Source organism: Pseudomonas sp. CCI3.1, assembly GCF_034313985.1.
In the GTDB taxonomy this organism is placed as follows: Bacteria; Pseudomonadota; Gammaproteobacteria; order Pseudomonadales; family Pseudomonadaceae; genus Aquipseudomonas; species Aquipseudomonas psychrophila.
In genome coordinates, this window is record NZ_JAVIWO010000001.1 from 4,361,737 (window position 1) to 4,388,142 (window position 26,406).

Sequence of the window (26,406 nt, forward strand, 5' to 3'; positions counted from 1 at the left end):
GCAAGGCGCGAGTAGCGTAGTTTGGTTGTTCCAAATAAGCTGCGAGCAACGCTGCCCTGCGCCACGTGGAGTAGCGTCCCTTCGGGTCGCGTGTCAAATTTCGCCAGGCTGCGTTGCAGGGCTTGAGAAGGGAACAACCATTCTCGGCGCCCTGCGCCTTGCCTGGCAAAATTTTACCCAGCGACGCGGTTCGCAATGAAACGTCAACAGGCCCTATGCCTTTGGCCTGATAACCGACGTTTAAAGAGCAAGCAGCAAGAATTACAGCATTTGGAGTGATTGATGAAGATTCTGGTCACCGGCGCGAGCGGCTTTATCGGCGGGCGCTTTGCGCGTTTTGCCCTGGAGCAGGGCTTTGACGTACGGGTCAGCGGGCGACGGGCTGAGGGTGTTGAACACCTGGTGCGGCGTGGGGCTGAATTTATCCCGGGTGATTTGACCGATGGCTTGCTGGTGCGTGACCTGTGCGTCGATGTCGACGCTGTGGTGCATTGTGCGGGCCATATGGGCGCTTGGGGGCGTTATCAGGACTTCCACCGCGACAACGTGCTGGTGACCGAGAACGTAGTCGAGGCCTGCTTGAAGCAGCGGGTGCGGCGCTTGGTGCATTTATCCTCTGCGTCCCTGTACTTCGATGGCCGTTCCCGCACCGACCTCACTGAAGAGCAGTTGCCCCGGCGTTTTCGGCACCCTTATGCCGCGACCAAAAATCTGGCGGAGCAAAAGGTATTTGGTGCCCAGGAGTTCGGTCTTGAAGTGATTGCCCTGCGGCCGCGCTTTGTCACGGGGGCAGGGGATATGAGCCTGTTCCCGCGCTTGTTGAAGCTGCAACGTAAAGGTCGCCTGGCCATCGTGGGCAACGGACTGAACAAGGTCGACTTCACCAGTGTGCAAAACCTCAACGAGGCGTTGATGAGCAGTTTGCTGAACACGGGATCGGCATTGGGCAGGGCTTACAACATCAGTAACGGCACGCCAATTCCGTTTTGGGATGTGGTCAATTATGTGATGCGCCAGATGAACGTGCCGCAAGTCACCCGTTATCGCGGCTACGGCCTGGCCTACAGTCTGGGAGCCCTTAACGAAGTCGGCTGCAAGCTGTGGCCGGGTCAGCCCGCACCATCACGTTCGCGTTTGGGCGTGCAGATCATGGACAAAGACTTTACCCTCGACATCAGCCGTGCCCGGCATTACCTCGACTACGACCCCAAGGTCAGTCTGTGGGCCGCACTGGATGAGTTCTGCGGCTGGTGGAAAGCTCAGGAATCGCCGTACCGATAAATGCTTGTAACTGAGCGCTATTTTTGAAGGTTTACCATGCGTAACGATGCCCGCGACGACTTTGAACATGTCCCGACCTTGCGCGCTGAAGCCCATGATCATGATGAGCTGGCGCCCACTGACGGTGCTCGTGAGCGCACCACGGTTTATTCACGAAATACCCCGGTGATCAAGGTCAAAGGCCCGAGTACCGGGCCTTTGTGGACGTTGATCTGTGCCTTGCTGTTTGCCGTGGGCGGGCTTGCCTGGTGGAGCTTTCAGCAGATCTCACTGATGGAGCAGCAACTGGTGGCGACCCAGGAAAGTTTTGCCCGCATCAGTGAAGATGCGGCGGGGCGGTTACAGGCGATTTCCGGCAAGGTGGTGGCCAGCGAGTCGAGCATCAACAATGGCAGTGAAGCCTTGAAGTTGCAGATCAAGCAGCTTGAAGAGCAGCTCCTTGAGCAGAGCAAGCGTCAGCAGGGCGTTGTGGCGGGCCAGCAGGGCGAGCTGGATCAGCGCTTTGAGCAGATCAATGCGGCGATGGTGCTTCAGGTGACGGCGCAGAAAGAAACCCAGGCCAGACTCGAAGCCGAGTTGAAAGGTTTAGGTACTGAATTGTCGACGCTTAAAGCAAGTGTCGCGCAACAGGCTGTGGACGTGGCAGCCCTGAAAAAACAAGGCAACCCGAGCGCTGCGGTAGAGCGCCTTGAACAAGACATGATCGTGCTCAAAAGTGAGCTGGAAAACCGACCAGCACCTGCCCAGGGCGCCAATGCCGCTGAGTTTGATGTGTTCCGTGCCCAGATGACGCGCAACATCAATACCCTGCAAAGCCAGATTCAGAACTTGCAGAAGCAGATCAGCGCGCGGCCGTAAGTTTCCACACGCCCCCTACAGCGCCTTGTCTTCACGCCCGCGCAGTATCTGATTGGGCATCGCCAGCGCCGCTGTCAGCCCCAGCAGTGAAACCGCTGCGCTGATGGTCAGCAGGTGGCGGAAGGTCACCAGCAGTTCTGCTCGCAGGTCATCCAGGGCCGGGCCTTGTACGGCGTTCAAGCCGTCCAGCAACACATTGCCCGAGCTGCCTTCTCCCAGTAGTGGCTGGCCCCCAGCAGGTGCCAGCAGTGAGTCATGCAGCAACGCCAGCAGCAGGGCCGACATCAAGGCTACCCCCATCGCACCGCCCAGCGCGCGAAACAGGTTGGTGGTGCTGGTCGCCACGCCAATGTCGTGTTGTTGCACCGAGTTCTGCGCCCCCACCAGCGAGGTCGGAAATTGCATGCCACCAGCGATCCCGCTCAAAAGCATGAACACGCCACTCAACAACTCGGCGCTCGGCGGGCTGAAAGCCATCCCGAGGATGGACAGGGGCATCAGCACCGCACCGCTTAAAATCATCGGTTTGTAGCGCCCGGTTACCGAGGTCATGCGTCCTGCAAAATACGCTCCCATCGGCAAACCTATGGCCAGAGGCAGCAGGTGCAGGGCCGCGCTGTCGGCACCCGCGCCGGTGATGCTCTGATAACGCAACGGCATCAGCACAATCAGGGAAATGGCCTGGAAACTGGTGAAAAACACTGTGCACCAGCACAGCACTGCATTGCGATTGGCAAACAGGTGCATGGGCAACAAGGGTTCTTTCGTGCGGCGTTCGTGCCACACAAACAGCCCAAGCGCGATCAGCGCAACGGCCAGAAACCCGGCCACCTGATCATCGCGCCAGCTGTGTCCCTGGCCGATAAACGTGATGCTCAGCAACAATGACGTCAGGCCTACGATCATCAGCATCGTGCCCAGGTAGTCAATAATCGGTTTGCGTTGCGGGACAGGCAACCCAACCAGCGTGCGATGGGAGATCCACAAGGCCGCCAGCCCCAGTGGCAAATTGATTAAAAATACCCAGCGCCATGACAGATACTCGGTCATGTAGCCGCCCAGCACGGGGCCGGCAACGCTGGCCAGCGCATACATGCTGCTGAAATAACCCTGATAGCGTCCGCGTTCGCGAGGGGGCACGATATCGCCAATGATCGCCTGGCTCACCGAGATCATCCCGCCAGCACCAATGCCCTGAATGATCCGCGCCAGTACCAGTTGCTCCATGTTCTGCGCGAGCCCGCAAAACAGCGAGGCCAGGGTAAACAGTCCCATGCCAAACAGCATCAGGCGCCTGCGGCCGTACAAGTCACCGAGTTTGCCGTAGATCGGCACGGCCACGGTCATAGCCACCATATAGCCCGAGATCACCCACGCGAGTTGGCTGACATCCTTGAATTGGGCGGAAATGGCGGGCATGGAGACGGCGACAATGGTTTGATCCAGCGCCCCCAGGAAAATCGCCAGCATCAGGGCGATCAGAATGCTACGAATGGCGGGCTTTGTCTGAGGGGGAGGATTCAGGCTGGTCACGAAAACACCTTTGGGCGGCAAACCTGTGGCGGAGTGCCGCTAGTCTACTCGATAGCCTGCTATTCGATAGCCTCGTAAGGGAGTCCCACGTAATTTTCTGCAATGGTGGTACGCCCCGCCTCGGAGTCGACGAAATACGCCAGTTCACTGTCAGCAATACGCTGGCTAAATCCGTCGTTGTCGGGAAAACGGTGCAGCATTGACGTCATCCACCACGAGAACCGTTCAGCCTTCCAGATGCGCCGCAGGCACACCTCGGAATAGCGTTCCAGCAGATCGGTACGACCCTCGCCGTAGACCTTGAGCAAGATATTGAACAGTGTGCTGACATCGCTGGCTGCCAGGTTCAAACCTTTGGCCCCGGTCGGCGGCACGATATGCGCGGCGTCGCCCACCAGAAACAGGCGCCCGAACTGCATCGGCTCGACCACAAAACTGCGTAGAGGCGCGATGCTTTTTTCGATGGAAGGCCCGGTGATCAAACGCTCAGCCAGCGCCTTGGGCAGGCGGGTTTTCAGTTCGTCCCAAAACCGCTGATCAGACCAGTCCTCGACCTTTTCCTGTACCGGGACCTGCAGGTAATAACGGCTTCGGGTAGCCGAGCGCTGGCTGCACAGGGCAAAGCCACGCTCGTGTTTGGCATAGACCAGTTCGTCGTTGACCGGCGGTGTATCGGCCAGTACGCCGAGCCAGCCGAAGGGATAAACACGTTCGAAGATATTCAGGGCATCACTGGGAATCGACTGACGCGCCACGCCGTGAAAACCATCGCAGCCGGCAATGTAATCGCAGTCCAGGCGCCAGCTTTCGCCATCTTTGTCGAACGTGACGTAAGGCGCATCGGTTTTCATTCCGTGGGGCTGAACGTTGCTGGCGCTGTACAGGGTCTGTGCCCCGGCTTCTTCGCGCGCGGCCATCAGATCGCGTGTCACTTCGGTCTGGCCGTAGACCATCACCGTTCTGCCGCCGGTCAGACCCTTGAGGTCGATATGCACCTGGCGGTCATCCAGAGCCAGTTCAAAACCATCATGGACAAGCCCTTCAGCGTCCATACGCTGACTTACCCCAGCCTGGCGCAGCAGATCGACCATGCCTTGCTCCAGTACCCCGGCGCGAATCCGCCCCAGGACGTATTCACCGGTCTGGCGCTCGATGATGACGTTGTCGATTCCGGCGTTATGCAACAGTTGACCCAGCAGCAGGCCCGAAGGTCCAGCGCCGATAATAGCGACTTGAGTTCTCATTATTGTTCTCTCGAGCAGCCTCGACCCTGTGGGACGAGAGGGTTCTTATTCATTTGTGCCTGTATTTTTCGCTTGCGAGAGAAGCAATAGAAGGTGATAACCACGTCATTACCGGTACTTTTCGCTAATCGGTGCGATTATCGGCTTTCAGAAAGAACTTCAGACCTGGCGCCCATGAATCCTTCAATTCCGGTGTTCAAACTCTACGGCGAGCAGCAAGACTGGCTTGGCCCCGACCTGTTGCACTGCGAAACCATCTCGCTGCGCAGCCGCGTCCACGACTGGGAAATCCGCCCTCATCGGCATGCCGATCTGTGCCAGTTACTCTATGTACACACGGGTCGTGCGCAGGTTGAGGTCGAAGGTCAGCGTCATATCCTGGAGCAATCGGCCATTCAGATAATCCCGCCACTGTCCGTGCACGGGTTTCAGTTTTCGCCGAACGTCGAAGGGTTTGTACTGACGCTGGCGGCTCCGTTGGTGGCTCAACTGCAAGCGCAGCTGGGAGGCTCAGTCAGCTTGTTGCAACGAGTCGCCAGTTACCCGGCAGGCAAGGATCGTGATTACCTCAATAATCTGTTCAGCGAACTGCAAAGCGAGTACGTCGGCGCACAGCCCGCCCGCGACATGCTTTTGCAATCGCTGATCAGCGTGCTGCTGGTGTGGGTCGCCCGTCAGGTGATTCAGCGCCGTGAAGCCCAGCAGCTGCCATCACGGGGGCGTGAGTACCTGAGCGTGTTCAACCAACGGGTCGAGGCACTGTTTCGCGAGCAACCGAGTGTTGAGCAACTGGCGCATCAGGTGGGTATTTCTGTGGCGCACTTGAACAGCATCTGTCGCGAACTGGCGGGGCAGTCGGCATTGCAGATCATCCATCAACGCATTTTATTGGAAGCCAAGCGGCATTTGATTTACACGCCAATGACCATCAGCGAGGTGGCTGACAGTCTGGGGTTTGTTGATCCGGCCTATTTTGCGCGGTTTTTCCGGCGTCTGAGCGGAACTTCCCCTAGTGCCTTTCGAACAGGTCGGGCTGACGGCATCAGCCCGACCTGATGCTCCGGGGCTTCCTTACCTCAGAGCGCTGAACAGAGCATTGCAGTGCGCGCCATTGCAACTGGCGATCAATCCGGATGCTTGCCGGGTTTGCTCAGCGCGGTAACAAGCGCCTGCAAACAGTACAGCGGCAGCAAAAACGACAAACACGGTCATACATCTTGTTTTTGTTTTAGTAGTCATGGCATTGGCTCCCTGACGTCATAGCTTTGAGGCTAGTTCAGACCTAGGTTCTTGCCATGTCAGTTGTACGAGTGGTTCTCCTCGGCTTCATCCCTCAAATGGACTAGGCGACTGATGTTTGCACTCCCGCAGCTACAGATCCCGGTCCCACGCGGGTTCGTCGCTAAAACGTTCAGCGAGAAAGTCGAGCATGCTGCGCAATGTGGCCGGCATGTGTTTGCGCGAGGCATACACCGCGTAAATGTTCATCAGGCGCGGTTCTGCGTCAGGCAGCAAGCGCACCAGTTCACCCCGTTGCACATACACCCCGGCCTGGTAGCTGGGCAGCAACGAAATCCCTGCGCCAGACAGTGTGGCGCTCAATAAAGTGCTGGCTTCGTTGGCGCTGATATTGCCTTGTACGGGTACTGAGACCTCCTCACCGAGGCAGGTAAAATGCCACAGGCTTTTGCCGTAATAAGTATGGGTCAGGCAGTTATGCCGGCTTAGCTCGTCGACCAGCTGCGGCGCCGGGTGTTCGCGTAAATACGTCGGGGATGCACAGAGCACCGAACGACAAACGGTCAGCTTGCGGGCGATCAGGCTCGGGTCCAGATCATTGCTGGTGCGAATTGCCAGGTCGATGCGCTCGTCCACCAGGTTTACGGTGCGGTCGAGCATTTGCAGGTCAATGCTGACCTGCGGATAAAGCCGCACATAGTCAGTCACTGCCGCCGCCAGTTGCGCCTGTCCGAACGACGTACTGACGCTGATGCGCAGCAGCCCCCGGGGGGCGTCGGTGGGTACATCCACCGCGGCCTGCATGTCATCAGCCAGCTCCAGCAGTTGTCGGCAGCGGGGCAGGGTCTCATTGCCCGCAGCGGTCAGGCTCAACTTGCGCGTGGTGCGGTGCATCAAGCGTGCGCCCACCCATTCTTCCAGCTCCGCCAGATAGCGCGACACCACCGGGCGTGACAGATCCAGGTGATCGGCCGCCGCCGACTGGCTGCCGAGGTCGACGACAGTCACAAACACCCGCATTGCAATAAGACGATCCATGATCTGCCCGATATCTGAAACAAACTATGTTCAAGCATCGCATTTTTAGTTAGCGATCGTGCAACTAAGCTCTGTCCATTGCCGACCTTGGCCACTGACTCAGGAATTACCCATGACTGGATTTTCGACCCTTCGCCGTTTTGTCCTCAGCGCTGTCGTGCTGGGCTTTGCAGCCCATGCCGCGGCTCAGGCTCCGTTGACCCTGGACGTCTACAACCCTGGAGAGGCGGCGATTTTCCCGGTGTCTTCGGTGCTGATCAGCGGTGACAAAGACGCCATTCTGGTTGACGCCCAGTTCGGCAAGGCCCAGGCACAGCAGGTGGTCGACAAGGTTCGCGCCAGCGGCAAAAACCTCACCACTATCTACATCAGCCACGGCGACCCTGATTACTACTTTGGCCTTGAAACCCTGACCCAGGCATTTCCCGACGCCAAGGTCGTGGCCTCGGCGCCGACCGTTGCACATATCAACGAAACCAAAGACGCCAAGCTGGCGTTCTGGGGCCCGAAAATGGGCACCGATGTACCGGGCAACGTGATCGTGCCGCAGGTCCTCAAGGGCAATACTCTGGACCTAGAAGGGCGTGAACTGGATGTGGTTGGCCTCACCGGGCGCCAGCCAGATCGCACTTTCGTATGGATTCCATCGCTTAAAGCCGTGGTTGGTGGCGTTGTAGTGGCCGACAACCTCCACGTGTGGATGGCCGACACCCAGACCCCGCAATCGCACAAGCAGTGGTTGGCCACCCTCAAGCGTATCGACAGCCTGCAGCCGAAAATCGTGGTGCCGGGTCATTATCTGGGCGAAAGCGATCGTTCGTTGAAGGCCGTGCATTTCACCCGTGACTACATCAAGGCGTTTGACGAAGAGACTCTCAAGGCCAAGAACTCGGGCGAGTTGATTGCGGCAATGAAAAAACGCTTCCCGGATCTGGGCGAAGAATCGTCGCTGGAACTCAGTGCCAAAGTGGCCAAAGGCGAAATGAAGTGGTGAAACTGCTTGCGTGTCCAACGGTAAAACCTACTCACTGGAGAGCGTCATGAGCAAAATTGCAATTATTGGAGCGACGGGGCGTGCCGGCAGCCAACTGTTGGAAGAGGCCCTGCGTCGCGGTCACAGCGTGACGGCCATTGCCCGCAACGCTACCAAATTGGGTGAGCGCGCCGGTGTCGCTACCCAAAATGTCGACCTCAACAACGCCCAGGCCCTGCAAGACGCAGTGGCGGGGCATGACGTGGTGCTCAGCGCAGCGCATTTTTCGACTCAGCCAGCTTCGGTGATTATCGAGCCGGTGAAAAAAGCCGGCGTCAAACGCCTGCTGTTTGTGGGCGGGGCGGGCTCCTTGCTGTTGCCAGATGGCAGCAAAGTCATCGACAGCCCTGGCTTTCCCGAGGAGTACCGTCCTGAAGCCTCGGCGGGCTGTGTTTACCTCGACACCCTGCGTGCCGAAAAAGATCTGGACTGGAGCTTCCTGTCACCGTCTGCCGAGTTTGTCGATGGTGAACGCACAGGCAAGTTCCGCTTGGGTGCAGACCACCTGCTGATCAGCGCTGAAGGCAAAAGCTGGATCAGCTTTGCTGACTTCGCCATCGCCATGCTGGATGAAGTCGAACAACCCAAGCATTCCCGCCAGCGGTTTACGGTGGGGTATTGATCTACGGCTGATCAGCATCCCCTGCCTGTTTCACCAGCCAATCCAGCAATTCGCGCAACGGCGCGGACGGTTCGTTGCGCGATGAACACACCAGCCGGTAGACGGCGCCGGTCCGTACTTTGAAGTCAAAGGGCATGGCCAGTCGGCCAGCCTTCAGATCATCCCCGATCAGTGACCAGTCTCCGATGGCGACTCCGTTGCCTTGAGCGGCAACGGTCATGGCCAGGTCCAGGGTGTCGAAGTACTGGCTCTTGCGAATCATCGACACATCTCCCCCCGCCGCAGCCAGCCAGTTGATCCAGTCCTGTTGATCGCGACTGGGGTGCAGCAGGGTGTGTTGTGCAAGGTCGTTCAAGTGGTTGATGGCGTTATTGCCGTCCAGCAGGTGCGGGGCGCAGACCGGGGTCAACTGTTCGTCAAACAGGTGCCGGCCTTCGCGCTTTGGCCCTGGCTGCGGGCTGTAGACCACGGCGGCATCGAAAGCCTCGCGCCGAAAATCCACACCGTGTTGCACGCTGCTGGTCAGTTCTACCGGCACGTCCGGACGCAGTTTTTGCCACTGGAGCAACTTGGGCAGCAGCCAGCGCAGCATGCAGGTAGGCGCCTTGATTTGCAGCGGGGTACGACGAATGCTGGCGTGCTCGACCGCCTCGCCGATCATGTCGAAGACCTGCTCAATGCGGGGGTAAAACGCCTGGCCTTGCTCGGTCAGACTCAGGCCGCGAGCCTGGCGATGGAACAGCGCATACCCCAGATGCTCCTCAAGCCCGGCAATTTGCCGACTCACCGCCCCCTGGGTGATGTGCAACTGCTCACCGGCACGGGTGAAGTTGCAACATTGAGCCGTGATCAGAAAAGTATGCAGCGCAGGCAGTGGCGGTAGGCGTTTCATCAGTGGTCAGCCATGAGTCAAGGACATGGCTAGTATGAGCACGTTTGCGTTGTGCGCACCACAGCCGACCGCTTCAATGGTTCATTCCCGAACAAGAAGAGGAGCAGGACACATGGCGACGTGCGGCGAAGTATTGGTCAAGTTGCTGGAGGCGTATGGGGTCGAGCAGGTGTTCGGCATCCCCGGTGTACACACCGTTGAGCTGTATCGCGGGTTGGCAGGTTCCAGGATCAACCATGTAACCCCGCGTCACGAGCAAGGCGCAGGGTTTATGGCTGATGGCTATGCCCGCACCAGCGGTAAGCCGGGCGTGTGCTTCATCATCACCGGCCCCGGCATGACCAATATCACCACTGCGATGGGCCAGGCGTATGCGGACTCGATTCCGATGCTGGTGATTTCCAGTGTGCAGTCGCGCAGCCAATTGGGTGGTGGGCGTGGCAAGTTGCATGAGTTGCCGAATCAGGGGGCCTTGGTCGCTGGCGTGGCGGCGTTTTCCCACACCCTGATGTCGGCGGCGGAGTTGCCGGGCGTGTTGGCGCGGGCATTTGCGCTGTTTCAGGCCGGGCGGCCACGGCCCGTACACATCGAGATCCCCTTGGACGTGCTGGTGGAAAACGCCGATGCACTGCTTGCCAGTCTCCCCGTCAGTATTGCCCGGCCGGGGGCCTCACCGGCTGCCATCGAACAGATGAGCCAGCGGTTGGCCCACGCTAAACGGCCGTTGATTCTGGCGGGTGGTGGCGCGATAGAGGCGGCGCCCGCGTTGCAGAAGCTGGCTGAGCGACTGTGCGCGCCAGTGGCTCTGACTATAAATGCCAAGGGCATGCTGCCTTCTGATCACCCGCTGTTGATTGGCTCGACCCAATCGCTGGTTGCGACGCGGGCCCTGGTGGCCGAAGCCGACGTAGTGCTGGCCATTGGCACCGAGCTGGCCGAAACCGATTACGACGTGACCTTTGCTGGCGGCTTTGAGATCCCCGGTGCCTTGTTGCGCATCGATATCGACCCGGATCAGACCGTGCGCAACTACTCGCCGACCCTCGCTCTGGTGGCGGATGCGAGCCTGGCAGCCCAGGCTTTGCTGTCGAGCCTTGCTCAAGTGCCGTCCCGGGAGACGGGCTGGGGTACAGAGCGGGTCAGTCGCCTGAAGGCCCGGCTGGAAACTGAATGGGATGCGCCGACCCGGGCGCAAACCCATTTTTTGCAGGCGGTGTTTGATGTGCTGCCAGATGCGGTGTGCGTAGGCGATTCGACCCAGCCGGTGTACACCGGCAACCTGACTTTCAACCCCGTGCAGCCGCGTCGCTGGTTTAACTCATCAACCGGCTACGGCACCCTCGGCTATGCACTGCCAGCGGCAATCGGGGCCTGGCTGGGGCGCCGGGCAGAGGGGAGCGGGGGTGGCCCGGTGCTGTGTCTGATCGGGGACGGGGGGTTGCAATTCACCCTGGCTGAACTGGCCAGTGCGGTTGAAGCTCGCACACCGATCATCGTGTTGCTGTGGAATAACCAGGGTTACGGCGAAATCAAAAAGTACATGCTTAATCGCGCCATCGAGCCGGTGGGTGTCGACATTTATACCCCGGACTTTATCGGTGTAGCCAAGGCGTTGGGGTGCACCGCGCAGGCGGTGGATGGCGAGGCGCAATTGCGCGCTGCCCTGGCCAGTGCCGCCGACCGCAAGGGGCCCAGCGTGATTGAAATCGATGAGCTGCGCTGGCAGCAATCCCTCGGGCTATAGGCTCATTCGCAGGCGCGCCAGATCCCGCACCGGTGGCGCGCCAAACTGACGGCTGTACTCGCGGCTGAATTGCGAGGGGCTCTCGTAGCCCACGCGATAGCCGGCGGCCGATGCATCCAGGCCCTCGCTGAGCATCAGCCGTCGCGCTTCGTTGAGGCGCAATTGCTTTTGGTACTGCAGTGGGCTCATGGCGGTCATGGCCTTGAACCGATGGTGCAATGTCGACACGCTAAGATTGGCCTCCCGCGCGAGGCTATCGATGCGCAGCGGTTGTTCGAAGTTGCCGTTAAGCCAGGAAATCGCCCGGCTGACGCGATGGTTTTGACTGTTCTCGCTGGCGATTTCATACAGTCTGTGGCCAAGAGGGCTACGCAATAGTCGGTACAAAATCTCCCGGCGAATCAGTGGCGCCAGCATTGCGATATCTTTGGGTGTGTCGAGCAAGCGTGTCAGGCGCAGCAACGCGTCGAGCATTGGCTGGTCAATGGGCTCGACGTACAACCCGCGCCCGGTTGGTCTCGATGGCACGCCCATGGGCCCCGCATCGCTGATCAGCGTGGTGATCTCCGCCGGGTCAATATCCAGACGCAAGGCCAGCACCGGCCGCTCGGAGGATATCTCCAGCACCCGGCCGCTAATCGGCATCGACACAGAAACCACCAGGTAATTGAGCGGGTCGTAGGCGAAGTACTCATCCGCCAGGCGCACCTCTTTACGGCCTTGAGCCATGATGCATAGCGCTGGTTTTGGCAGGCTGGGGGCAAAATCGCTGGGTTGGCTGTATCGGGACACAAACAGCGCCTCGACGCCCGTGTTGAACGAGCCGTCTTCAGGGGTGTGGCGCAAAATCAGGTCAGCCAGTTCCGCGCGCTGAGTTTCAAGCGCGGGGTCGAGCGCCGGGCGCGGCGGTTCCAGCAGTGACATAGGTTGCATCCTCATTAAAGCAACAGGGCAGGCACAGCTTAAGTTTGTGCAAGGCCAAGGGGTAGCTGATTTCTGTCGTTGTCTTGCCTGATCCTGTCATTACTCTGCATAAAGCACCTGTCAAACCCGTTGCAGACGCTCAACCTTGCTCGAAAGGCCTATGACGAAGCAGGTGATTCACTTGTGTAATCAGGAGGGTAGCAGGCGAGGTTTTGCAGAATCGTGCAAGCCAGGGGCAGGAATCGACTAACGGTCACGGGTGCTGGCCTTTAAGCTTTGAACCTCTCCCTAACACCACTTTCCTTTGTGGAGGCCAGCATGCCCCAGTCCAATGCCGTCAGTCACATGACCCTGGTTCGCGCCCGCGCAGGGTGCTCGGTTCAGGTCGAGGCGTGCCTGAGCCAACTGATCGAACCGACGCTCAAGACGCCCGGTTGCCTGCACTTTGTCTTGCAGCATTGTCAGACCGACCCGCTACTGTGGCAGGTCGCGGGTTATTGGCAGGATGAACCCTCGATGCAGGCGTATTTCAACTCATCGCTCATGGATGTTTACGGCGTGCTGGTTCACCAGCAAGTGGTAGATAGTCTTGATTTTCAGACCTTCAACGATGCGAACGGGCTGAACAGGTAGAATGCCGGTTTTTCCATTGGCCGGGAGTTGAAGCATGGCGCGTAAAGAGTTTGCACAGTTTGAAGCGGTATCAGCCGTGGTTCCGGTTGAACCCGGGATTTACCATGCCGCGATTGCAGTCAAAGCCTTGTACGAAGGTGGAGCGCCGCGCTTTCACAAAGTACTGATCGAGCAAACCTTCAAAACAGCCACGGCCGCCGATGCCGCTGCTGCTGAGCAACTTGAAGCCCTGCAAGGCGTCACCGAAGACGCCGAGCTGGTTTGGTAGTTGTAGGGTCTGTTGACGTTTGGGTGTGGCTCACAACTAAGCGTCAACAGGCCTTAACGCGGGCGATGCATTTTGAACAGTGCTTCGGGGCCCAGCTGGAAGTAATCCGCCGGGCCGCCACCGCGTAAGATCGGTTCGGCGGCTGCGGTGTCGTAAATCCCGTCTTTAAGCAGGTGTCTGGCGATATGTACGGCCACCACCTCGCCCAGAATCAGCCAGCTTGGCACCAACGCCTTGTCTGCACGTTGCAGCTGGATGATTTGCGTGACCTTGCATTCAAACGATACCGGCGTTTCGGCCACTCTCGGCACACTGATCACCCGCGAGGGTGCAGTCGTCAGGCCTGCCAACTCGAACTCATTCACCTCGGGGCCGACCATGGCGCAGCTTTGGTTCATCGCTTCGGCCAAGGGGCGTGTGGCCAGGTTCCAGACGAATTCGCCGGTTTGCTCGATGTTATTGAGGCTGTCTTTGCGGCCCACACTGCAAAACCCGATGATCGGCGGGATGTAGTTAAAGGCATTGAAAAAGCTGTAGGGCGCAAGGTTCAGTCGGCCTTGGGTATCCTGAGACGAAATCCAGCCAATCGGACGCGGACCGACGATGGCGTTGAACGGATCGTGGGGCAGGCCGTGGCCTTGGGAGGGTTCATAAAAATGAATATCGTCATGCATGGGAGTAGTCCGCAAACGGCTGATATAGAGCCCCTATAGTGCAAGGCATTGGGGGTGATTACAAAAGCGGCTACGGGTTCGCGCAATTTCCGTTCCCCCAAAAACGACTAAGCCCGGCCAGGGCCGGGCTGAAGTGCCTCCCTTCAGGTGTTAGCTGAAAAGGGCGCCATTGGTGCGATCGTAACCATCCGAGGCAAAGGTATCCGAATGGGTACGGCTGAAGCCGTCTTCTGCGAAGGTGGCCGAGTTAGTTTTGTCGAAGCCGTCTTCAGCGAAGGTAGCCGAGTTGGTTTTGTCGAAACCGTCTTCGGCGAAGGTGGCCGAGTTGGTTTTATCGAAGCCGTCTTCAGCGAAGGTAGCCGAGTTGGTTTTGTCGAAACCGTCTTCAGCGAAGGTAGCCGAGTTGGTTTTATCGAAGCCGTCTTCAGCAAAAGTGGCCGAGCCTGTGCGGTCAAAACCGTCAGCGGCAATTGCGGCGGAGCCTGTGCGGCTGAAACCATCTTCAGCAAAGCTCGACGAGTGAGTACGGTCGAAACCATCAGCGGCAAAAGCGTTGAAGGCCAGGGCGGAGAAGGCTGCTGCAATGATCAATTTGGTTTTCATGTTTAAGTTCCTTGTTTCGTGTCTGGGATGTTCAGTGGCTATGGGTTTAATGCTACGCCGATTAATTTGATTAAAAAGCGCAAAAAATAGCGTTAAACAATCGATTATTTCGATCCATTGGCCCGCGCAAAAATTGCGTCACGCGTGTCTGCTCTTCCATTGGGTGGCTGATCGCTACAGCCAGCGTTTGATTTCTTGCTGAGATTGATAGTGCACTAACAGAATTAACTGACTATTAAGTCAGATTAATCTGGTGCTCTGAAAGAAGGGGGCTTCGAAGGGGGTAGTGCGGGAGGGTGTGGCGGGTACAACCAGCCCCGTGCGGGGCTGGTTGGGGGCGAGGGGTTAGTCTGTTTCGATCCGCGAGTGCTTGCGGGTGTCTTTCATGGTGGCGTACACCGCCAACGAGCAGGCGATGCAGGCCGTCACATACCAGTAGTAACCGGTCTCCATACCTGCACTCTTGAACCACAGGGCAATGTATTCAGCCGTACCGCCGAAGATCGAAACGGTCAGCGCGTAAGGCAAGCCTACGCCCAATGCGCGGATCTCTGTCGGGAACAGTTCAGCCTTCACCACAGCGTTGATTGAGGTGTAGCCGCTGACAATAATCAGTGCTGCCATGATCAGGAAGAACGCGCCCCACCAGGTGGTGATGGTGTGCAAGGTGGTGAGGATCGGGACAGTGAACAGGGTGCCCAGAACGCCGAAGGCGATCAGGATTGGGCGACGCCCGATCTTGTCAGACAGTGCACCTACCAGCGGCTGGATACACATGAACAGGAACAGTGTGGCGGCCGAAATGGTGGTGGAGTCCGAGATGCTCATGCCCACCGTGTTCACCAGGTATTTCTGCATGTACGTGGTGTAGGTGTAGAACGCCAGCGTACCGCCCATGGTCAGGCCGACGACGGTCATCAGCTCTTTAGGGTGGCGCATCAAGGTGCGCATGGCGCTTTCTTTAGGCTTGACCTTGGCCTTTTTGAACGACTCGGTTTCTTCCATGCCGCGACGCAAATACAGCGCGACCACGGCGCACAGGGCACCGATTACAAACGGAACGCGCCAGCCCCAGCTGTACAGCTGTTCTTCGGTCAGGGTTTGTTGCAGAACGATCAATACGCCCAAAGCGATGAGCTGACCCGAGATCAGGGTCACGTACTGGAAGCTCGAGAAAAAGCCGCGACGTTCCTTGGTTGCCATCTCGCTCAGGTAAGTGGCCGAGGTGCCGTACTCGCCACCCACGGACAAGCCTTGCAGCAGGCGGGCGAAGACCAGCAGGACGGGCGCCCACACGCCAATGGTTTCATAACCTGGCGACAGGGCGATGACCAGCGAGCCGAAGCACATCAGTAGCACGGAGGCCATCAGTGCGGCTTTACGGCCCTTGCGGTCAGCGTACAGGCCCATTAGCCAGCCACCGATCGGGCGCATCAAAAAGCCCACGGCGAAAATGGCGGCGGTGTTGAGCAGTTGTGCGGTGGTGTCGCCTTTCGGGAAGAAGGCCTTGGCGAAGTACAGCGAGAACGCGGCGTAGACGTACCAGTCGTACCACTCGACCATGTTGCCGACGGAGCCACTGAAAATTGATTTGATACGGCTGGAGGTGGTCTTTTCTTTAGGGGCCGCAGACACGGACCCGGCAGGCAGAGTGCTGGAGTTATCCATTGAATGGATCCTTCTTTCATTGTTTTTTTATAGCGCGTCAAAACGCGAGCTTGCAGGGCTATAGCAGGAGTTGTGCCAAGGCTGGAGAGCCCGGTTTACAAGGGGAGGAGGCTGGTAGTGAGCGGAAATCCGCTGGTTTTCGGGTGCGTCATAGGCAAGAATCCGCCTATCTGACAAGCGTTGCAGGCCCTGACTCTTGTGGGAGCGGGCTTGCTCGCGATGGCATCACCCCGGTTTACCTGAACAACCGCGCCGTCCGAATCGCGAGCAAGCCCGCTCCCACAGAGGCAGGAATCGCTTAACTGCTCCCCAAAAACACTTCGCGCACCAACCCGTGGCGTTGCATTTTTTCATTCAGGGTACGGCGCGGCAGCTGCAATTCGTTCAGCACCGCCTTGATGTCGCCTTTATGCCGGGTCAGCGCGGCACGCAGGCATTGCGCCTCAAAGGCTTCCTGTTGCGCCACCAGCGATTGCCCAGCGCCGGGGTCGTCCAGTTGTGGTTCGCTCAAGCCCAGTACGTCCCGTTCGGCAACGTTGGCCAGCTCGCGCACGTTGCCCGGCCAGTCGTGGCTCAGCAGATGCGACAGTTGTGGCCCGCTTAGCGGCTGTGCGTTGCGCCCCAGGCGTTCACCGGCATTGCGTGAAAAGGCGTCGTACAGCAAAGGAATATCTTCCCGCCGCTCGCGCAGGGGGGCCAGGCGCAGTTCCGCCACGGTCAGGCGGTAGGCCAGGTCTTCGCGAAAACGCCCGGCCCGGGCTTCATCGAGCAAGTCGGGTTTGGTGGCGGCAATCACCCGCAGGTTCACGCTGATGCTCTGGTTGGAGCCCAGGCGCTCCAGCTTTTGTTCCTGCAGCACTCTAAGCAATTTGGCTTGCTGGGCGAGTGGCATGCTTTCGATTTCATCCAGAAACAAGGTCCCGCCATCGGCGTACTCAAGCTTGCCGATACGCTTGCCCATGGCCCCGGTAAATGCACCGCTTTCGTGGCCGAACAGCTCGGCTTCAAATAACTGCTCCGGGATCGCTGCACAGTTCAGTGCCACGAAAGGTTTGTCGGCGCGCGGGCCAAAATCATGCAGGCAGCGGGCGACCAGTTCCTTGCCGCTGCCGGTCTCGCCCCGGATCAATACATTGACCGGTAATGGCGCCAGTTCCAGCACCTGGCGGCGCAAGGTCTGCAAGCTTCGCGACACACCCAGCAATCGCCCGTCGATCAGCTCGCGCAGATCGGCCTGTTCGTGCAAACGGCGGTTTTCCAGTACCAGTTGGCGTTTTTCCAGGGCTCGGCGCAGGCTGCTGAGCAGTGCTTCGGGGCTGAAGGGTTTTTCGAGAAAGTCGTAGGCGCCATCCCGCATGGCTTCGACGGCCATCGGCACATCACCGTGACCTGTCAGCAAAATCACCGGCAGATCCGCATCCAGTTGTTGCAGGCGGGTCAGCAAGGCCAGGCCGCCCATGCCCGGCATACGCACATCACTGACAATCACCCCGGCAAAATGCGCGGGCAATTGACTCAGGCAGTCTTCGGCGCAGCTGAACAACTGCACCTCAAAGCCGCTCAGGCTTAGCCATTGCTCCACGGCATTACGAATACTGGCCTCATCATCGACCACGATCACCGAGTTGAGCATGTTTCACATTTCCTGTGCGATGGGCAGCGTCAGCGTGAATTGCGCGCCATCGGCCTGATTGCAGGCGGTCAAGCGACCGCCGATTTCGTGAACAATGGCGTAAGACACCGCCAGGCCCAAGCCTAATCCGTCACCCACAGGTTTGGTGGTGAAGAACGGATCAAAGATTTTACCCAGATGTTCTTCCTTGATGCCGCCTGCGCTGTCGCTCACCGTCAAGTGCCAGAGTTGTTGATTGGCCTCGATGCGGATTTCCAGACGCTTGCGCGGTTTGTCGCGCAGGGCGTCAAGGGCGTTGCGCAGCAGGTTGATCAAGACTTGCTCCAGACGGATCGCATCGCCGCGTACCCAGGCGGGGCGAACCAGATTGATAGTCAGGTCGACCGTTTCTTCCTGCAGGCGTGGTTCCAGCAGTTGCAGGGCCTGATCGACAACACGTGCCAGATCCAGACGTTCGCGCAAACCGCTGGGGCTTTGGCGAGCGTAGGTTTTTAGATGGCCAGTGAGTGCGGCCATGCGCGTCAGCATCTGCTCAAGCGGGTCAAGGGCTTTGTAAGCGTCGTCGATACGGCCGTGATCGAGCAACAGGCGCAAGGTTGCCAGTTGCATGCGCTGGGCAGTCAGGGGCTGGTTGATCTCGTGAGCCAGCGCCGCCGACATTTGCCCCAGTGCCGCGAGCTTGGCTGACTGCACCAGGCCATCTTGAGCGGTGCGCAAGTCCCGGGTGCGGGCCTCGACCAGTTGCTCAAGTTCTTCGCGATTGCGCTGGCGCATGCGCGCCAGGCGCCAGCGCTGGAATAGAAACAACCCCAAAAATACCAGCGTCAACCACAGCCCAATCGCCGCCAGCGCGGCATTGCGGCTGTCTTCAGTAGACGCCAGCGGGCGGCGCAACAGGTGTAGCGTCCAGCCTTCGGCATTGAGGGGTAAGGTGCCCCACAGGTAATCCGCCGGGCCATCGGGGCCGTCGACGCGGCTCAGGTAGCTGTTTTCACCAAAGCTTTGTAGCGTGCGGGTTTTTATGAGCGTCAGCGGTTGGTTGTGGTACTGGCGGGTGGTGGAAATTTCGCTTCGATCGCTGTCATTCAAAGGGAGGAGCATGCGATAGCGCCAGTTGGGCTGGTTGGCAATAAATACAATGCCCCGCGCATCGCTGACGAGCAGCGTGTCTTTGCCCTGGCTCCATTCGCGTTCCAGTTGCGGGAACTCCAGCTTGACCACCATCGCGCCCAAAAACTGGCCTTCGGGGCCGAGTACCGCGCTGGATAAAAAGTAGCCCGGGATACCGCTGGTCACGCCCACCGCATAGAAACTGCCGGCACCCTGGCTACGGGTCTGCTTGAAGTACGGCCTGAAGCCATAGTTGTGGCCAACGTAACTGTTGGAGGTATTCCAGTTACTGGCGGCGACGGCCAGCCCGGTGCTGTCGAGCAACTCCAGGGTGGAGGATTGCGCTGCGCCGTTGATGCGTTCCAGTTTCAGGTTGAGCTCGGCTTGTACCTGAGGCGTGACGGGGCTGCTCAGGGCGTTCACCAGTTCGGAGTCCAGCGCCAGCACGGCGGGCAGTGCGCGATAGCGTTCGATTAACGTGTGCAGTGAGTTGGCATACAGATTGAGCTGCTCAGGCCCGCGTTTGGCGCTTTCTTCCAGCGCATGGCGATCGGCCTGAAGCATCGCCCAGCTCCCCGCAACGACGGCTCCTGCCAAAATCAACACGCAATACAGCGCCAATCGCAGATGGCGAGAAGTCATGGCCATGTTTACAGGCTGCTCTATAAAGGACAAAAACCCTAGCATGGTGCCACTGGGGGCCCATAAAGCCCATGTGATTCGGGTATTTATCTACAGCATGCCGAGGTTTGCCCATGGCTATGTTGGGGCTATTACTCAACGGAATCATGAAGATGACAACCCTGTCCCCCCCAGTGAGCGGTAGAGCACCTGTACTCCTGAGCAAAACCCAATGGGCGCAAAATGAAGCGCTGTCTTTTATCGCCTCCATCGTGCAGTCCAACTTTGCCCTTCTTGATGATGAGCAGAAAAACAGCTATCCCCAACTCCATCGCAAGGCCCAGGCAGACCTCGAAGCGGTCGAAACGGAGATCAAACGGATCAAGGACACCTTTAAATCCAGCCAGATCGCCGCGCTCAAACGAGAACTGAAAACCCTGACGGGCGTTGATATCAACCCCGAGCAAGCCCGCATCTACACGCGCTATCGTGAAAATATCCACGAAGACCTCAATGAATACCTCTCACGCATCAGTGGCGACAAACCTGCACGCGAACCCCGGTTCACCTTCAGCCCCCCTCGCACGACTCGCGCGCTGGATAAATCAAGATTTATCGAGCGCGTTCACTCGGTCACGCTGTGGGACGCCGCTTGCGAGAACTTCAGCTATCGAACCGATTCCAGGCTGCTCAAGCCCTACAGCTATGAGCAGGCCAGTCACATCGATTATGCCGAGGGCTTGAATGGGCAAGCGGCAGGGCCGTTTATCGCGATCGCGCGCAGACTGGATTTTGGCGTGCAGTTGAACCGCTTGCTGGAGCAGGCAGCCGGGCCGGCTGGATCCTTGATGCGGCTGGCAGTAGACGCAGCCAAATCCAGCATTGAATTCGAGTTGTTGGAGGCATTGCGAAATAACACCGTCTCGAAAGTTCAGCGCAGGGACCATGAGTTATTGCTCGGCATGTTGAAGGGGGACTCGACACCCCACCTATGGCCCGTCTCGATGGGGCTTGCCAGGAAGCACAGGTTTATCCATCCGCCTGTGGACACGGGTGCCGACGGCAGGCTGCTGTTCGGTTCGCAAAGTGGCTATGACTTCATCGGAAAAGGCAGCGTGGCGCTGCCGCTTTTCATCATCAAGGTGCCCGAAGTCATGGGTGTCTTCAGCTACTTTCCTAATCGGCTGGGGGGTGCAGTTTTATGGCATACGAACGTAGGTGCCGTGTTCCAGCAGTTCGTGCAACAACTCAAGCAGGATCACAGCAAGGGGCAGCTGGGCTGGTTTGTCAGGCAACTGGCGCTCAAAGACCTGGGGTTCTTTAACAAACTGTTGGGGGCTGAGCCAAGGCCCGAAGGGCTGTCGTGGCTGGCGGGGGTGTTGTATGACAGTTTTCGCAGCACGTTCCCCGAACCTGACCTGGACAGTTTGCAACTGTCTGTCGAAATGTCTGCGGCTGGATCGCCACTGATGGCGCACGCAATGGCCGAGCGGCACATGCAGCGCTACCGCTCCAACCTGAACATGCTGGCCACCCCCAAGTCCGAACAGGACTGGCAGGCGTTCAAGGAGGCATTGACCGATATCGGCAGTGAGGTGTTGAGCCTGCTCACCACTCCCATGCCCGGAGGCGTGTTGGGGCTCAATAAAATCATGCAGGGTGCCATCTTCGGATCGCTGGCCTACAGCGTTGTGCAGGGGGTCAAAGAAGCCGGAAAAGGGGAGGCCAGCACCTTCGCCGGGGCATTGGCGGACTCGATGGATATGCTCATCAGCGGGCGGTTGACTGGCGTTGCAAGCAAGGCTCATCGACAACGCATGAACGCACTCTGGAACCATGTGGGGCAGCCGATCAAGGTCATTCACCAGGACGGCAGGACCGAGTTGTGGGATCGGCAGTTAAGTCCCTATTCGCAAGTGGACGCCACCCTGCTGGACACGTTGACGCCCAACCATGAAGGTATTTATCCGCACATGGGCAAGGCGTATGCCAAGGTCCAGGAGGGCGACAAGACCCTGGCCATCGAAGTCATCCTTGACCCCGTCCACAAGCATTACGTGCTCAAGGCCGTTGATGCTCAGGTGTACCGGCCGCCTGTGGTATTCGATACCGTGACCAAGGTCTGGCGTCTGGCGCTCGATGATGTTCAGAGCCTGAGCGACGTTCAGTTGTTGCAGCGCATGCTGGTGGTCGATACCCAGAGCGCTGCGCGTGGGGATATCGAGCGGATGCTGAGCATTACCGCGACTTCTCGCCAGCAGTTGCAGGACACCTGGCAAGGCCAGCCCATACCGGGCCCGCTGGCCGACGGGGTACGTCGGCTGATGGCTGATCGACTCATCGAGCACATCGTTACCGACTTGCCACTGCGCGTGGCATTACCGGTCAGCGCCCACCGCGCGGTACTGAGTGTCTTGACCCAATTGGACCACTGGCCGGTGGAGGCAGTGCTGGATGTACTCGATCCACAAGGGACGGTGATTGAATCCTACGGCAAGGATTACCGCCCTGGAACGCCGTTGAATCGTATTCAGGTCAAGCGTCTGGATCATGGTGCCTATGCGGCCAAGGACGATCTCGGCCAAGGCAGTACGCAGGTGCATCAATTGCTCGCCTTGGTGCTCGACCAATTACCCGAAACATCAATGCTGGGGCGCGAAGACAGTCCTGGTCGTGACAGGGCCACGCGGATTACAGCCATTGGCGAGCAAGTTTGCGATCTGGCCCGAGAGGACAAAACGCTTTTATTCAAGGCCCTCACCGGGCTCGAAGGGCATGCGCGCAACGACCCGATTGCCAGCGCAGATGCAGGCCGCAAGTACTTGCCGCTGGTGTGCCCGCCGATCTCGGAAAGCACTACGCCACTGCTCGCCAAACTTCATGAGCTAAACCCCTCGTTGTCTATCGAGAGTCTGGAGTCACTGCTGGTTGCGCATCCATTCAATACGTACCAGGTGAGCCGTGCCCTTGAGCACAACGCCCAGCCCTTGCCGTTTGCCAGCGCGGTGGATCAACTGGAGATAAAACTGCGTGTCGATCAGGCTCTGGATGGTATTTATCACCCGCGGGCCCATACCCGGGATATGGATGGCTGGGCGCGGGAGTTTGCGCGCGGTGCCCTGCACGACAAGCTCAATCGCAGGCTGGTGGTCACCGATGCTGCGAGCGCCTATAGAGCCACCGGGGCTGACGACACCAGTGTCGTGCTGCGTCATCACGGCAATGGCTCTTACGGAGCGTTTGATTACCGTCGTCAAGAGAACATCACGTTCAGCTCAACCCCTGACAGTTTTTATCTGGCGCTGGGTTGGTTGCTCAAGCCTCACGAACGCTCACAGCTGGGCATGCAGGGCATCAGCATCACGGGTCTGCGCAAGACCTTGGGCGATGCAATGCTGGCCAGTCGTCAGGCAGATGGGCGCGTCAGCCTTTGGGACAAATCCACGGCCCAATACCAGAGGGCGGTGGCGTTACCCCTTGATCAGCCGCCGGGGGAGTTGGGGCTTTACGAGATAGAGGGTAAACACCATCTGTCGCTTTACGGCGTGGTGTATCAGGTTGAACTCGATGCCACGCTGCACAAGTGGCGACTCAAGCATCCGGATAAAGTCGGGGTCAATACGCCGCTGCTGGAGCACAACGGCGATGGCGCATGGCGACTGAAAAGCGAGAATCCGCTGCACTGGTCCAGGCTCCAGCTCTTGCGAAGACTGCGCGCCGAGCCTCAGTCCGTGAGCGATGAGACAGCGCAGGCAATCATGGCCGTGAGCAACACCGATGAAGGGGTGTTGCGCCAGGTACACATGAACAACCTGACCCCGCCACCCTTGCTGATCGACACCTGGAAACGCTTCGGGATTGAACGGGACATCCGCGGTTTTGTGAAAAAAATGCAGGCAGCTCACACCCTGCCGGATGCCCGTACCGACCTGCAGCTGTTATTGATGCAAAGTATGCCCGGCTGGCCACGGGACAAAGTACTGCAAGTGGTGGACGCGCAAGGTAATACCCTGCAGCAGTACGGCACTGATCTTGGGAGTCACGTGCCACGCATCAGAATCTTGCGCGATGACACCCACAACGGAAGCTTTTTGCGTGCCTTGCTTTCGCAGATGAATGAGGGCGATACCCGGGTTTTACTGGGGGATTACACCCCGGTGATCGAAGCGCGAATGCTGGTATTGGCTAAAAAAATCGCCGCTCATGCCCTGGAGCGCGAAGTTGATGTGTTCAACACGCTGTACCAGAGCCTGGAGCAGAGCACTGATACCCATGTAGTTGTGGTTCAATACAAATACCCGCAGCTCCCCAAAAGCGTCATCAACAATCTGCTCAGGCACACCACAGGCCGCGAAAAAGCTCACTTCCTTGATCAAGGGCTAATCCCGCCACGGCTGGCCGAGCAAATTACCTGGACCTCCAGAGAGGTACGCCTGGCCCGGGCTTATGAGGGCTTGTTCATGGAGGCTACGGCAACTCCCGACAGCGAAAGGCTCATGTTGCATATGCTTGAGTCCCTGTCGGGCTGGCCCGCAAATGTGAGAATCGAGGTGCGCCGCAATGACGTGAACGGTCAGTTGCTCGACAGCATTGGATCAGCCGGTGGGCGCTCACCCCGCAGGCTGGTCAGGCGTGACGGTCGCTACCGGGCTTATGATCAGGATGGCCAGGCACTCAATGCCCCATCAACGACGGATAACAATCTGCTCGCGTCGATCTTGCATGTGTTGAACGAGGCCGAGCGTGGGGGCATCGCGATCAAGGATGTAAACGATACCCGGGTCCTGGCCAAAAAAATCAGCGACCTGGCCATCGCCCACAGAAGCCAGGTCAAGACCCTGTTGGGGCTGGAGCCGCCTAACCACCGGATTGAGCCGCCGATGAAAGTCGATACCTCGTTTGTCGCCTATCCCTTCTTTCTCAATCAAGGGCAGTCAAACCATCCTCTGGACCTGGTCCGTCAGGTGAGAAGCCTGTACCCGCGGATGAATTACGTTGAAAACCTGCGTTTTCTGGACGCGCTGGGCGGCACCGATGCGAGCAGGCGGGCAGAGGTCGAGCGGTTGCGGGTGGAACTTGAGACGCTGCTAGGGCAATTGGCGAGTTGGGAGCGCATCCAGCTTTACCCTACGGCGGGAACCCATGTTGCAATGGCACTTCCCGGGGAGCGGCGTAGGGTGTGTGAGCTGATCGAACGCGCCTGGCGCAGAGATACAGAGACTGTTTCGGCGCAAGCAAGCCTTGATGGCGGCTACTTACTGGTGTTCAACGGTATTCAGGCTGGCGACCTGCCGGCGCTGACAGGAGATTTCAGCCATATCAGGGGGCTGCACATGGATAACATGAACCTGCACCGAGGATCGAATGAGTTTTTGAACAGTTTCAGCCAACTGCATGTGCTGACGATGTCTGACAATCGATTGAGAAGCCTGCCACCTGCGATTGCCAACATGCCCCGGCTGACGACGCTCAACCTGTCCTACAACAACATTGTGCTGAGCCCTGAAAGTGCGCAACAGCTGGCGGGTTGCACAGCGCTTCAAGCGCTTCGCCTTGATAACAACTCGTTAGGCATCACGCCGGACGTAAGCCGGATGACGGCGTTACGCTATTTGAACTTATCGCATACCGGAATTACGAGCTGGCCTGCAGGGTTGCAGGGGCTGACGCACCTTGAAGAAGTCAATCTGCGGCATAACAATATTGTCACTATCGAGCAGACGCTGTTTGAGGCCCCCGGTGCCAACGCGGTCAACAGCGTGACCCGGATTCACGGTAACCCTATATCCGCCGAGAGCCGTGACCGATTGATCGACTACTGGGGCAGAACCGGCATCCATATGGGCTACATCCCGGCGGTTGACCATGCCCATGCCTTTCACGAGGCCCGCTACCCGACAGGTGACATCAGTCCGTGGTTATCCTCGGGCCTGAGCGCTGTGCAACGGCAGCAAAAACTCCAGCAGTGGGCCTTGCTCAAGGGATTTGAGGGCAAGGCAAACGACTTGCTCAAATTGCTGTCGGGTCTGGCGCAGGCTCAAGCGGATATGTCGGCTCATAGCCGGTTGGCGCTGCACGACCGTGTGTGGACATTGATCGATCGCCTGCTGGCGGACACAGCCTTGCGCGACCTGCTGTTTCAGGGCGTTCACTATGATGCAACGTGCCGGGACGGTGTCATGGTGCTCCTCGACAACCTGGAGGTGCAGGTGCTCATTCATCAGGCTGAAAACCTGATCGGTGCGAACGTGCGCGAGACACAGCATTTAAATCTGGCCAAGGGGTTGTTTCGTCTCAGGCAAGTCGACCAGATCGCAGACGCCGTTATCGCCGAGCGCTTAAGGCTGGGAGGCCATCCCGATGTGGCTGAAATACAGCTGTTTTACCGAATCCAACTGGCCGAAGCCCTTGGCTTGCCGATTCAGACCCGGTCGATGTTTTCTGCGCCGATAGCAGGTATTTCTGCGGCGCAAATCACCGAGGCCAAAGACAGCATTCTGGCCATGGACGCTGGCCCCGCGCTCAAACACTCGATCATGCAGGAGGTTTTGTGGCGCAACTTTCTTCACGCCAAGCATACCGCCCGGTTCGAGGCCATTGAGGAGCAATACCAGAAGGACTACACAAAGCTCTCAGAGGACAGCGAACTGTCTGACGACTTGCAGTTACTCCGGGGGGCAGAACTGACCGATAGCAGAGATCAGAAGCTCAATCTATTGGTTGAAGAACTGACAGACGCGGCACTCCAGGGCGCTGATCAAACCCCTGGCGGGCCTCTGTAACCCGTT

Annotated in this window: 19 protein-coding genes; 9 read left to right on the forward strand and 10 right to left on the reverse strand. The window is 58.5% G+C overall.

What is annotated here, in order from left to right; translation table 11 throughout:
* The first annotated feature begins 282 nt into the window (after nt 1-282).
* Together RGV06_RS20005 and RGV06_RS20010 are read left to right on the forward strand one after the other, a co-directional pair.
* Nucleotides 283-1,281: an NAD-dependent epimerase/dehydratase family protein gene (locus RGV06_RS20005; protein WP_019827790.1), complete on the forward strand. Its 999-nt coding sequence runs from the start codon at nt 283-285 to the stop codon at nt 1,279-1,281.
* A gap of 36 nt (nt 1,282-1,317) precedes the next feature.
* A complete protein-coding gene (locus RGV06_RS20010; protein WP_019827789.1) occupies nt 1,318-2,139 on the forward strand; it encodes a hypothetical protein in 822 nt (273 codons plus the stop codon).
* A 15-nt stretch (nt 2,140-2,154) separates the two neighbouring features.
* On the opposite strand, the gene RGV06_RS20015 is transcribed toward RGV06_RS20010, so the two are convergent.
* Both RGV06_RS20015 and pobA read right to left on the reverse strand, forming a co-directional pair.
* Complete coding sequence (locus tag RGV06_RS20015) at nt 2,155-3,672, reverse strand: MDR family MFS transporter (RefSeq protein WP_322151011.1); 1,518 nt, start codon at nt 3,670-3,672, stop codon at nt 2,155-2,157.
* A gap of 59 nt (nt 3,673-3,731) precedes the next feature.
* A complete protein-coding gene (pobA, locus tag RGV06_RS20020; protein WP_019827787.1) occupies nt 3,732-4,916 on the reverse strand; it encodes a 4-hydroxybenzoate 3-monooxygenase in 1,185 nt (394 codons plus the stop codon).
* A gap of 174 nt (nt 4,917-5,090) precedes the next feature.
* Here pobA and RGV06_RS20025 point away from each other — a divergent pair, with 174 nt between their 5' ends.
* Complete coding sequence (locus RGV06_RS20025; protein ID WP_048351060.1) at nt 5,091-5,972, forward strand: helix-turn-helix domain-containing protein; 882 nt, start codon at nt 5,091-5,093, stop codon at nt 5,970-5,972.
* A 315-nt stretch (nt 5,973-6,287) separates the two neighbouring features.
* On the opposite strand, the gene RGV06_RS20030 is transcribed toward RGV06_RS20025, so the two are convergent.
* Entirely contained in the window at nt 6,288-7,193 is a 906-nt protein-coding gene (locus tag RGV06_RS20030) for a LysR family transcriptional regulator (protein ID WP_322151013.1), read from the reverse strand.
* A gap of 112 nt (nt 7,194-7,305) precedes the next feature.
* On the opposite strand from RGV06_RS20030, the gene RGV06_RS20035 reads away from it, so the two are divergent.
* The gene (locus tag RGV06_RS20035) at nt 7,306-8,187 is read left to right on the forward strand and encodes an MBL fold metallo-hydrolase (protein ID WP_019827782.1); all 882 of its coding nucleotides are present in this window, start codon (nt 7,306-7,308) and stop codon (nt 8,185-8,187) included.
* 46 nt (nt 8,188-8,233) lie between these two features.
* The gene (locus tag RGV06_RS20040) at nt 8,234-8,848 is read left to right on the forward strand and encodes an NAD(P)-dependent oxidoreductase (RefSeq protein ID WP_019827781.1); all 615 of its coding nucleotides are present in this window, start codon (nt 8,234-8,236) and stop codon (nt 8,846-8,848) included.
* Nucleotide 8,849: 1 nt separating this feature from the next.
* Here the strand turns inward: RGV06_RS20040 and RGV06_RS20045 are convergent, their stop codons facing one another.
* The gene (locus RGV06_RS20045; protein WP_322151015.1) at nt 8,850-9,740 is read right to left on the reverse strand and encodes a LysR substrate-binding domain-containing protein; all 891 of its coding nucleotides are present in this window, start codon (nt 9,738-9,740) and stop codon (nt 8,850-8,852) included.
* Between the two features lie 112 nt (nt 9,741-9,852).
* On the opposite strand from RGV06_RS20045, the gene RGV06_RS20050 reads away from it, so the two are divergent.
* The gene (locus tag RGV06_RS20050; RefSeq protein WP_322151017.1) at nt 9,853-11,484 is read left to right on the forward strand and encodes a 5-guanidino-2-oxopentanoate decarboxylase; all 1,632 of its coding nucleotides are present in this window, start codon (nt 9,853-9,855) and stop codon (nt 11,482-11,484) included.
* Here RGV06_RS20050 and RGV06_RS20055 read toward each other — a convergent pair.
* Nucleotides 11,479-12,408, reverse strand: a complete 930-nt coding sequence (locus tag RGV06_RS20055) for an AraC family transcriptional regulator (RefSeq protein ID WP_019827776.1) — start codon at nt 12,406-12,408, stop codon at nt 11,479-11,481. The genes RGV06_RS20050 and RGV06_RS20055 overlap by 6 nt on opposite strands.
* A gap of 318 nt (nt 12,409-12,726) precedes the next feature.
* On the opposite strand from RGV06_RS20055, the gene RGV06_RS20060 reads away from it, so the two are divergent.
* Nucleotides 12,727-13,041 carry an antibiotic biosynthesis monooxygenase family protein gene (locus RGV06_RS20060; RefSeq protein WP_019827774.1) on the forward strand — a complete coding sequence of 105 codons (315 nt, stop codon included), beginning with the start codon at nt 12,727-12,729 and terminating at the stop codon, nt 13,039-13,041.
* Nucleotides 13,042-13,075: 34 nt separating this feature from the next.
* Entirely contained in the window at nt 13,076-13,309 is a 234-nt protein-coding gene (locus RGV06_RS20065) for a hypothetical protein (RefSeq protein WP_019827772.1), read from the forward strand.
* 53 nt (nt 13,310-13,362) lie between these two features.
* On the opposite strand, the gene RGV06_RS20070 is transcribed toward RGV06_RS20065, so the two are convergent.
* The 5 genes from RGV06_RS20070 to RGV06_RS20090 form a co-directional block, all read right to left on the reverse strand.
* Nucleotides 13,363-13,983, reverse strand: a complete 621-nt coding sequence (locus RGV06_RS20070) for a flavin reductase family protein (protein WP_019827771.1) — start codon at nt 13,981-13,983, stop codon at nt 13,363-13,365.
* Nucleotides 13,984-14,133: 150 nt separating this feature from the next.
* A complete protein-coding gene (locus RGV06_RS20075; RefSeq protein WP_048351057.1) occupies nt 14,134-14,586 on the reverse strand; it encodes a hypothetical protein in 453 nt (150 codons plus the stop codon).
* 345 nt (nt 14,587-14,931) lie between these two features.
* Nucleotides 14,932-16,254 (reverse strand): MFS transporter, encoded by a 1,323-nt coding sequence (locus RGV06_RS20080; protein WP_019827769.1) that lies wholly within the window; start codon nt 16,252-16,254, stop codon nt 14,932-14,934.
* A gap of 298 nt (nt 16,255-16,552) precedes the next feature.
* Nucleotides 16,553-17,887 carry a sigma-54-dependent transcriptional regulator gene (locus RGV06_RS20085; RefSeq protein WP_322151021.1) on the reverse strand — a complete coding sequence of 445 codons (1,335 nt, stop codon included), beginning with the start codon at nt 17,885-17,887 and terminating at the stop codon, nt 16,553-16,555.
* Nucleotides 17,888-17,890: 3 nt separating this feature from the next.
* On the reverse strand, nt 17,891-19,645 hold the full coding sequence (locus RGV06_RS20090) for a sensor histidine kinase (protein WP_322151023.1): 1,755 nt from the start codon (nt 19,643-19,645) through the stop codon (nt 17,891-17,893).
* 146 nt (nt 19,646-19,791) lie between these two features.
* Here RGV06_RS20090 and RGV06_RS20095 point away from each other — a divergent pair, with 146 nt between their 5' ends.
* Nucleotides 19,792-26,400 carry an NEL-type E3 ubiquitin ligase domain-containing protein gene (locus tag RGV06_RS20095; RefSeq protein ID WP_322151024.1) on the forward strand — a complete coding sequence of 2,203 codons (6,609 nt, stop codon included), beginning with the start codon at nt 19,792-19,794 and terminating at the stop codon, nt 26,398-26,400.
* Nucleotides 26,401-26,406: the final 6 nt, after the last annotated feature.